This is a genomic window from Candidatus Methylomirabilota bacterium, from assembly GCA_036005065.1.
GTDB lineage: Bacteria > Methylomirabilota > Methylomirabilia > Rokubacteriales > DASRDR01 > DASYQW01.
This window is the reverse complement of the sequence record DASYQW010000308.1, coordinates 1-9098: the sequence shown is the minus strand read 5'-3', so window position 1 is coordinate 9098 and position 9098 is coordinate 1. Positions and strand designations below refer to the sequence as shown.

General features: G+C 70.9%; 10 protein-coding genes. 9 read left to right on the top strand and 1 reads right to left on the bottom strand.

Annotated elements, in window-relative coordinates:
- Positions 1–116: 116 nt before the first annotated feature.
- Genes VGW35_21175 through VGW35_21150 form a run of 6 tightly spaced genes read left to right on the top strand, consistent with a single transcriptional unit; the run spans position 117 to position 4913 of the window.
- Entirely contained in the window at positions 117–965 is an 849-nt protein-coding gene (locus VGW35_21175; protein HEV8310184.1) for a phosphoribosylaminoimidazolesuccinocarboxamide synthase, read from the top strand.
- Positions 966–1025: 60 nt separating this feature from the next.
- Positions 1026–1322, top strand: coding sequence for a hypothetical protein (locus VGW35_21170; protein ID HEV8310183.1), 297 nt, complete (start codon positions 1026–1028; stop codon positions 1320–1322).
- A 44-nt stretch (positions 1323–1366) separates the two neighbouring features.
- Positions 1367–2620: a M20 family metallopeptidase gene (locus tag VGW35_21165; protein ID HEV8310182.1), complete on the top strand. Its 1254-nt coding sequence runs from the start codon at positions 1367–1369 to the stop codon at positions 2618–2620.
- Positions 2613–3872: an AmmeMemoRadiSam system protein B gene (gene amrB / locus VGW35_21160; protein HEV8310181.1), complete on the top strand. Its 1260-nt coding sequence runs from the start codon at positions 2613–2615 to the stop codon at positions 3870–3872. The genes VGW35_21165 and amrB overlap by 8 nt, the downstream gene beginning before the upstream one ends.
- On the top strand, positions 3869–4366 hold the full coding sequence (locus VGW35_21155) for a hypothetical protein (GenBank protein ID HEV8310180.1): 498 nt from the start codon (positions 3869–3871) through the stop codon (positions 4364–4366). Before amrB ends, VGW35_21155 begins: the two co-directional genes overlap by 4 nt.
- A gap of 37 nt (positions 4367–4403) precedes the next feature.
- Positions 4404–4913, top strand: a complete 510-nt coding sequence (locus tag VGW35_21150; protein ID HEV8310179.1) for a TlpA disulfide reductase family protein — start codon at positions 4404–4406, stop codon at positions 4911–4913.
- A gap of 82 nt (positions 4914–4995) precedes the next feature.
- On the opposite strand, the gene VGW35_21145 is transcribed toward VGW35_21150, so the two are convergent.
- The gene (locus VGW35_21145; protein ID HEV8310178.1) at positions 4996–5601 is read right to left on the bottom strand and encodes a hypothetical protein; all 606 of its coding nucleotides are present in this window, start codon (positions 5599–5601) and stop codon (positions 4996–4998) included.
- Between the two features lie 245 nt (positions 5602–5846).
- Between VGW35_21145 and VGW35_21140 the strand changes: the two genes are divergently transcribed.
- The 3 genes from VGW35_21140 to VGW35_21130 all read left to right on the top strand — a co-directional run bounded on the left by VGW35_21140 (position 5847) and on the right by VGW35_21130 (position 8836).
- The gene (locus tag VGW35_21140) at positions 5847–6854 is read left to right on the top strand and encodes a TRAP transporter substrate-binding protein (protein HEV8310177.1); all 1008 of its coding nucleotides are present in this window, start codon (positions 5847–5849) and stop codon (positions 6852–6854) included.
- Between the two features lie 102 nt (positions 6855–6956).
- A complete protein-coding gene (locus VGW35_21135; GenBank protein HEV8310176.1) occupies positions 6957–7466 on the top strand; it encodes a TRAP transporter small permease in 510 nt (169 codons plus the stop codon).
- Between the two features lie 89 nt (positions 7467–7555).
- Complete coding sequence (locus VGW35_21130) at positions 7556–8836, top strand: TRAP transporter large permease (protein ID HEV8310175.1); 1281 nt, start codon at positions 7556–7558, stop codon at positions 8834–8836.
- Positions 8837–9098 lie beyond the last annotated feature (262 nt).

Here is a 9098-nt window from a genome sequence, read left to right as displayed (position 1 = left end):
CGGAGTCCTCAGCCGCCGCTCCCGGGCGTGTCGTGACGCTGCCGACGGTCAGCGAAGCCGAGTGGACGGTCGACGAGCACGGCGCCCTCACCGAGACGCGGCTCCGCGAGCTCAGCCTGCTCTCGCGCGGCAAGGTCCGTGACGTGTACGACCTCGGAGAGCACCTCCTGATCGTGACGACCGACCGCATCAGCGCCTTCGACTGGGTGCTGCCCAACGGGATTCCGGACAAGGGGAAGGTCCTGAACCAGGTCTCGGCCTTCTGGTTCGGGGTCCTCCGCGACGTGGTGCCGAACCATCTCCTCTCCACGGACGTCGCCGCCGACCGGCGGGTGCCGGTCCGCTACCGCGAGGTGCTCGCCGGCCGGTCGATGCTCGTCGGCAAGGCGGAGGTCTTCCCGGTCGAGTGCGTGGCCCGAGGGTACCTGATCGGCTCCGGCTGGAAGGACTACCAGAGGACGGGCGCCGTCTGCGGCCTTCCGCTGCCCCCCGGCCTCCCGCAGGCGGCGCGCCTGCCGGAGGTGATCTTCACTCCGGCCACCAAGGCTCAGTCGGGTCACGACGAGAACATCGACTTCGCCACCATGACCCGGATCGTGGGCTCGGATCTGGCGGTGGAGCTTCGCCGGCTCACGATCGAGCTGTACCGCCGGGGCACGGCTCTCGCCGAACGGTGCGGGATCATCATCGCCGACACCAAGTTCGAGTTCGGACGCCGGGCGGGACAGCTTCTGCTGGTCGACGAGGCGCTCACACCCGATTCGTCGCGCTTCTGGCCGGCCGACGCGTATGCGCCGGGTCAGTCGCCGCCCTCCTACGACAAGCAGTTCGTGCGCGACTGGCTGGAGGCGACGAGCTGGGACAAGAACTCGCCGCCGCCGCGCCTGCCGGCCGACGTCGTCGCCCAGACGCGGGAGAAATACATGGAGGCGCTGGTCCGGCTGACCGGCCAAGGCCTCCGTTGAGGTGCCCCGGAGGGGGTGTCGCGTGGCCGATTGTGCTATCATCCAGGGGTGATGGGTTCCATGCCGCCGTGTCAGGTCTACGGCATCAACATCCTCGTCAAGCTCCTGCCTGAGGCGCCGCCGGGCGTCCGGCTCTACTGCCCCAAGGGGTCGCCGATCCGTTACGGTGTCGTCGTGGGGCGAGGGGACGGCTTCGACGAGGGTGCGAACACCTTCCGCGAGATGCCTCCCATCGAGGCCGTCGTCGCCTTCGAGGAGACGGCCGAAGAGGTGGAGGGCCACTACTTCTACGTGAGCGGCGAGGAGTTTCGGGTACTCCGGCTGGATTCGGTGATCCTCGCCTTCCCCCGCGAGTAAGCCCTAGACGGGGGCGGCCCCCCGGATCTCCGTCCTTCGACCCCATGCCCTCGCGCACCTCAGCGGAGCAGGACGCGGTCGCGCGGGCGCTCGCCCACGTGCGGGACGACGAGGTCGTCGAGCTCACCCGGCGGCTGATCCGCATCCCGAGCGTCTTCCGGCCCGGCGAGCCGCAGGCCAACGAAAGCGCCGTCGCCCGGGTGATCGCCGACTGGCTTCGAGCGGCCGGGCTGGGCGTCGAGGTGCAGGAGGTGGCGCCGGGGCGGCCTAACGTCATCGGGTGCCTGGACGGGCGGGCCGGCGGCCCGACCCTTTGCCTCGAGGGCCACACCGACGTCGTGACCGAGGGAGACCACCGCGAGTGGCGGCACGACCCATGGAGCGGGGCCCTGGAGGACGGGCGCATCTACGGCCGGGGGGCGGCCGACATGAAGGGCGGGCTGGCGGCGGCGATGGTGGCGGCCGCGGCGTTCCGCCGGGCCGAGCTCGAGTTCACCGGCCGGCTGGTGGTCGCGGCCCTGGTGGACGAAGAAGCCGGGATGACGGGCGCGCGACACTTCGTGCGGACCCCGATCGGCCAGGCGGTGGACGCCGCCATCATCTGCGAGCCGGAACAGAACGAGCTCTGTCTCGAGCAGAAGGGCGTGTTCTGGGTGGGGGTCGGAATCCATGGCCGGATGGCGCACGGGGCGATGCCGTACGCCGGCGTGAACCCGATCGCCGCGGCCGGCGCCTTCCTGGCGGCGCTGCCGCGCCTCGAGCGCCGGATCGCCCGCGGCCTTCCCCGGAGACGTTTCCTCGGCGTTCCCCACGTCACGCCCACGAGCTGCCGGGCGCCCGCCATCGGCGTCGCCCAGAACAACGTCATTCCGTCCACCGCGCGCCTGCTCCTCGACGTGCGTCTGGTACCGGGTCTCGCCCCCGAGGTGGTGCTCGGCGCCCTCGGGGAGCTGGCCCGGGAGACCGAAACCCGCTGGCCCGAGTCCAAGATCGAGATCGAGACCGTCGAGCCGCCCCGCCCGGCCACGCGGGTCCGGCGGTCGGAGCCCGTCGTCCAGGCGCTGGCCTGGGCGGTGTCGATCGTGACCGGTCGCCGCCCGCGGTTCGGCGGAGTGCCGGGGTCCACCGACGGCACCATCTTCGTGGCCGAGCGGGGGATCCCGATCGTGACCTTCGGCCCCGGCCATCGCGAGGTGCCGCACCAGGTCGACGAGCACGTGTCGGTGGCGGAGCTCGTGGAGGCGGCGCGCTGTTACGCGGCGGCCGCGGTGCGCTTCCTGGGGGCGCGCCGTGGCTGAGGCGGCCGCGAGCCTTCCGGAGACGCCGCGACTTCGTCCGGTCGAGGCGTTTCCCGCCGTCGTCGACGGCCAGGAGACGATCTGTCTCCGCGACCCCTCGGGCCTCACCGAGGCCGTGCTGAGCGTGGCGCGCCCGGTGGTCCAGATCCTCGCCCTCCTCGACGGCTCCCGCTCCCTCCTCGACGTCCAGGCCGACATCATGCGTCGCCACGGCGAGCTGGTGCCCCGTGCAGAGCTCGAGGCGCTCGTCGAGACGCTGGATCGGCATCTGTTCCTGGACAGCGGCCGGGCCGACGCTGAGCGGATCCGGCTGGCCGACGGTTTCCGGCAGCACCCGGTGCGGCGCGCGACCCACGCTGGCAGGGCCTATGCGGGCGAGTCGGCGGCGCTGGCGGCGCAGCTCGACTCGTTCTTCGTGCATCCGGAGGGACCGGGGCCGGTCGGTCCCCGCCGGAGGCCGGTCCTGCGAGGGCTGATCGCCCCCCACATCGACTTCCACCGGGGCGGCCCGGCGTACGCGTGGGCGTACAAGGCGGTGGCCGAGGCCTCGGACGCGGATTGCTTCATCATCTTCGGCACGGCCCACGCGGGACTCGACGGCCATCCGTTCGCCGTCACGTCGAAGGCCTACGACACGCCGCTGGGACCGGCGGCCGTGGACGACGAGGTCCTGGCGGCGCTCGTCCGCCGGGCGCCCGGTGACCTGTTCGCGGCCGAGCTCGCCCACCGAGTCGAGCACTCGATCGAGTTCCAGGCCGTATGCCTCCGCCACCTCGTCCGGGACCGCGAGATCCGGATCGTGCCGATCCTGGCGAGCTTCGTCCACGAGTGCCTGGCCGAGGGGCGCGACCCGGCGACAGCCCCCGCCATCGCCGGCGTCCTCGACGCGGTCCGGGACGTCCTGGACACGGTGCCGCGCCGCTACTGCCTGGTGGCCGGGGCGGACCTCGCCCACGTGGGGCCTCGGTTCGGTGATCCGGCGCCCGTCTCCCGCGCCCAGCTCGCCCGGATCGAGGCCGAGGACCGTGGACTGCTCTCCCTCGTCGCCAGCGGGGACCCCGGGGGGTTCATGAGCGCCGTGCGGGTCGGTGGCGATCAGCGGCGGATCTGCGGCCTGTCGCCGATCTACGCGGTGCTCCAGACGCTACCCGCCGGCCGCGGCCGGCTCCTGCGCTACGCCCAGTGGCCCGACCCGTACGGGACGGTGACTTTCGCGAGCCTCGCCTTCGAGGAGCCGGAGGGCGCCCCGTGAAGGGCCCGAGCACGCCGGGGGCCGCGGGCGCGCCGGCGATTCCGCCCGGAACCTTCCGCATCGACCGCGAAGGGCTCTGGCGCCACGAGGGGCAGGAGGTGACCCATCCCGGAGTCCGGCAGAACCTCTTCGCGAATCTCCGGGCGGACGCCGAGGGGCATTATCTCCAGGTCGGGCCGGTGCGGATCCCCGTCGAGGTCGACGACGCCCCGTTCGTCGTGACTCGGGTCGAAGCGCCGGGACGACACGGAGATCGAGTCCAGTCGCTTCGAATCCACCTGAGCGATGAGAGCGAGGAAGCCCTCGACCCGGCGGCGCTCTGGCTCGGGCGCAATCACACGCCCTACTGCCGGGTCAAATCGGGGCGCTTCACGGCGCGCTTCGCGGTGGCCGCCTGGCTCCAGCTCGCCGAGTTCATCGACGAGGAGCCGGGAACCGGCGACGTCACCCTGGTGGTGGCCGGCCGTCGGGTCCCGATCGAGCGGCGGGCCTGACGTGGTCGGCCGTCGATCCACCCGCAGGCTGCGTCGCGTGGCGGCGCTCGCCCTGGTCGCCGCCGGTGCGGTCGCCGGCCTCGCCCGGGTCGATGTCGCGGCCGAGCCCGGCCCCGAGCTCGGGCGGCCCGCTCCCGAGTTCACCCTGCCGGACCTCGCGGGAAAGCCGGTGCGGCTCGCCGATTTCCGGGGCAAGAAGGCCGTCCTCGTCAACTTCTGGGCGACCTGGTGCGTCCCGTGCCGGGAGGAGCTGCCGTCGCTCGAGCGGCTCGCTCAGGAGCGACGGGGGACGCTGGAGGTTCTCGGGGTGAGCCTGGACACGGTCAGCAAGACCAAAGTGCAGGCCTTCGTGCGCGAGCTGGGACTGACCTTTCCGATCCTGCTCGATCCCGGCTACACGGTCGCCAAGACGTACCGGGTTCGCGCCCTGCCGGCCTCGTTCGTGATCGACCGTGACGGCGCCCTGCGACACCGGGAGATCGGCTACCGGGACTGGACCGACGCCGAGTCGCGCTACCTCGTCGACGAGGCGCTGCGCCCCCGCTGAGGTCAAACTCGGAGGGGGGTCGGAACACCGCCTCCGACACCTCCCCCGAGGATCGTGGCGGCGGCACAGCCGCCGCTCGGAGCTACTCCAGGCCGCGTTCCATGCGTGATTCGTGGAGGAGGTCGAGGAACTTGTCACGGAGCGGCGGGGCCAGGCGGCCCGCGAACGCCTCGGTAAGCCCGTTGGCATGGATGAGGCTCTGGACGTCGGCCAGGTCGCGCACCCGATGGCCCCAGACGCCGCTGGCGATCTTGAAGTCGACGAGTGCCTCCAGGGTCGGCAGGCGCAGTCCGCCGACGTCCACGAAAGAGGTGGAGTCTGGCGGCGGGTACTCGACGGGGCTCTCCGGCGAGCCGGCGTGCTCGCCGGCCGTCACGACGTCGATGTCTACCTGGTGCTCGGTCTCCCGGAGGCTCTTGCGATGTCCCGGCGCCCGGGTCGCCAGCCCCCGTCCGATCAGGGTGGCATGGATCCGGTCGAGGCCCTCCCGCGTCGTGAGGATGTCGATGTCCTCCGTGTGGCGCACGTAGCCGTAGTGCCGGAGCGCGAGCGCGCCGATGAGGGCGAACGGGATGCCCTCGTCCGCCAGTCGCCGGCGCAGCGATTCGAGGACCGCGGCGATGTCGCGGGCGTGCACCTGGTCCCTCCGGAGCTGGTCGATGAGCGTGCCTTGGACGGTCCGTGCCACACATGGATTGTAGCCTTGCCGGGCGGTGGCCATGACAGAGAAAATCCAACGCGCCCGAGGGAACCATACGCCGTCTGGACGATGTCGGCGCATCCGCGGTATCCTCGGGGCACCCCGATCGCGGCGCTCAGGAGCGAGTGTGCGGATCGCGCTTCTGTGGCTCTCGCGTACCAACACCGCGCGGGCGGAGGAGCTGCGGTCCCGGGCCCGCGACATCAGCGCCTGAGAGGATCGGAGGAGGAAGCATGAGGAACGACTATCGCAGGTGGTTCGGAGCCGCGACGACGGTGCTGGTGCTGGCGGCCGTGACGTGGCTCGGAATGACCGGGCCGGCCGGCGCCCAGGCGCCGCTCACGATCCGGCTCGGCCTGTCGGCGAACCCGGGTGGGCTCATCACCATCACGGCCGAGGAGTACGCCAAGCGCGTCAACGACGCTCTCCGGGGCCGGGTGGAGGTCAAGGTCTTCCCGTCGAGCCAGCTCGGGACCGACGAGCAGATGATCAAGGGCGTCCGGGCCGGGACCCTGGAGATGTTCGTGCCGTCGACCATCATGAGCACCGTGGAGGCGAAGTACGGCGTCTTCGAGATGCCCTATCTCCTCAAGGACTGGGCCCACATCCGCAAGGCCGCCGCCAACCCGGAGATCAAGCGCGCCCTGTTCGAGCCCTTGCCGGCCAAGGGCCTCCGGGCACTCGCCTTCTGGGAGAACGGGTTCCGGCACATCACGAACAATGTCCGCCCGATCGTCAAGCCGGAGGACCTCAGGGGCATCAAGCTCCGGGTCCCCTCCGGCGTCTGGCGGGTCAAGATGTTCAAGGCCTATGGCGCCAACCCGACGCCCCTCGCCTACGCCGAGGTCTACTCGGCGCTCCAGTCCGGCGTCATGGACGGGCAGGAGAATCCCTTCGTCCAGATCTGGTCCGGTCGGTTCCACGAGGTCCAGAAGTACCTCTCGCTCACCGGGCACGTGTACTCTCCGGCGTACCCGGTGGCGGGGGAGAAGTGGTGGCAGTCGCTGCCGGCCGACGTCCGGGCCGCGCTCGAGCGGATCGCGGTCGAGACGCAGGAGGTGGCCTGGCGCGAGGGCGAGCGGCTCGACAAGGAGCTGCTGGCGAAGCTGGCGGCCACCTTGAAGGTGAACGAGGCCGACAAGAACGCGTTCACCCAGGCCTCCAGGCCGATCTACGACGACTTCTCGAAGGAAGTCCCGGGCGGGGGCGAGCTCATCAAGCTATTCCAGTCGCTGATGTAAAGCGCCGGTGGCCGGACCGCCGAGCGGCGGTCGCATCCCCGGGCGTACCAGTGAGGCGCCCGGGGATGCGCATGTCGAGAGGCGAGGCGCCAGGGAGGGCGGATGAGGCGGTCGCTCCGGCTGGTGGTGCGGCTCTGCGAGTGGTGGAGCGTGCTCCTCCTGTTCCTCATGGTGGCGATCGTCGTCGTCGGCGTGTTCTACCGGTACGTCCTCGACGCCTCGCTCGCCTGGTATGACGAGTTCGCCTCCTACCTCCTGGTCTGGCTGACCTTCTACGGGGCGGTGGTGGTGTCCTACCATCGCCGACAGATCAGCTTCGAGACGCTGGCCGAGAGCCTCGGCCCGCGGGGCCGCCGGGCGGTCATGATCGTGGCCGAGCTCCTGGTCCTCGCCTTTCAGGTCATCCTGACCTACTACGGCTGGGTGGCGCTGGACGCGATGGCCTTCGACATCGCGGTCTCCATCCCGTGGGTCCGCATGACCTGGATCTACAGCGTGCTTCCCATCAGCGGCGCCCTCATGCTGCTGATCAGCGTCCTCCAGCTCGCCGATCTGGTCCGCGGGGCGCCGCCGGCTCCGCCGGCGCCCGCCGTGCACCGCACGGCCGAGTGAGAGCGCGTCGAGAGACTCACACGTGACGTGCCCGCGCGGGGACGACTGGGAGCAAGGAGCGGCAGCAGGCGCTCCCGCCCGAAGCTGAACTGATGGAAGCCCTCATCCTGGCCGTCATGATCGTGCTGGTCCTCTTCAGCGTCCCGATCGCATGGGCCCTCTGCCTGACCACCGTGATCTTCGTGCTGATCAAGGGGAGTGCCCCGCTCACGACCGTCCCCCTCACCCTCTTCGCGGGCTCGTCGAGCTTTCCGCTCCTGGCCATCCCCCTCTTCATCCTGGCCGGCGGCCTGATGGAGACGGGCGGGATCTCCCTGCGGCTGGTCAACTTCGCCCAGAGTCTCGTCGGCTTCATCCGCGGGGGGCTGGCCATGGTGACCGTGGTGGCGACGATGATCCAGAGCGAGATCTCGGGCTCGTCGGTGGCCGACGCCGCCGCCATCGGGCGGGTCATGATCCCGGCCATGGCCCGGCGCGGCTATCCGCGGGCCCTCTCGGCGGCGATCGTGTCGAACGCGGCCTCGGCGGCGATCCTCATCCCGCCGTCCGTCCCGATGATCATCTACGCCTGGATGGCAGAGACCTCGGTGGCGAAGCTCTTCATCGCCGGCTTCGTGCCGGGCGTCCTGGCCTGCGCGGCCATGATGGGCCTCTGCTACTACTACGCGCGCAAGCTCGACCTCCCGGTGGAGCAGGCCTTCAGCCTGCGCGAGGTCGGGCGGTCGGCGGCGGCGGCCGGCTGGGCCATGATCGTCCCGGCGGTCATCTGGGGCGGGATCTTCGGAGGCGTCGCCACCGCGACCGAGGTGGCCGGCCTGGCGGCGGTGGCCGCGTTCGCCGTCGGTGTGTTCGTCTACCGGGAGATCCCGTGGAGAGGCCTCCCGCCCATCCTCGTCGACTCCATGATGCAGACCGCGATGGTCATGGTCATCGTGGCCGCGTCCGCCGTCCTGGGCTGGTTCCTGACCAATGAGCAGATCCCGCAGAAGTTCGCCCGGCTCATGCTGGAGACGACCCAGAACCGCTACCTGATCCTCTTGTTCCTCAACGTCTTCTTCTTCGTCATCGGGATGTTCCTGCACTCGGCGGCGGCGATCCTGCTGGTGGTGCCGGTGGTGATGCCGCTGGTCCGGCAGGTCGGGATCGACCCCATCCATTTCGGGGTCATCGTGACGATCAACCTGGGGGTGGGTCAGCAGACGCCGCCGGTGGCCAGCGTCCTCTTCACGACCTCGGCGATCGCGGGCCTCTCCTTCTGGGAGGTCTTCCGGCGCGGCTGGCCGTTCACGCTGGTGCTGGCCCTGGTGACTCTCCTGATCAGCTACGTGCCCTGGCTGTCGCTGGCGCTGGTCCGCCTCATCTATCCCTGACCCGGGCCCGGGCGGCGTCGGAGCAAACACGGGCGGCGGATCGCACAGTCGCTCACGGTTGGTAGTCCGCTCCGAGCGGCGGCTTTTGCCGCCGCAACGATCCTCGGGGGAGGTCTCGGAGGGGGGTGTTCCGACACCCCCTCCGACTCACTCAGCGGGGCTCGCCGCCGTCGGCCGCGCTGGCCCGCAGGAGCCACCCGCGCACGCGGGCGCGGACATGGGCGACCCGGAAGGGCTTGGTGAGGTAGTCCGTCGCGCCCGC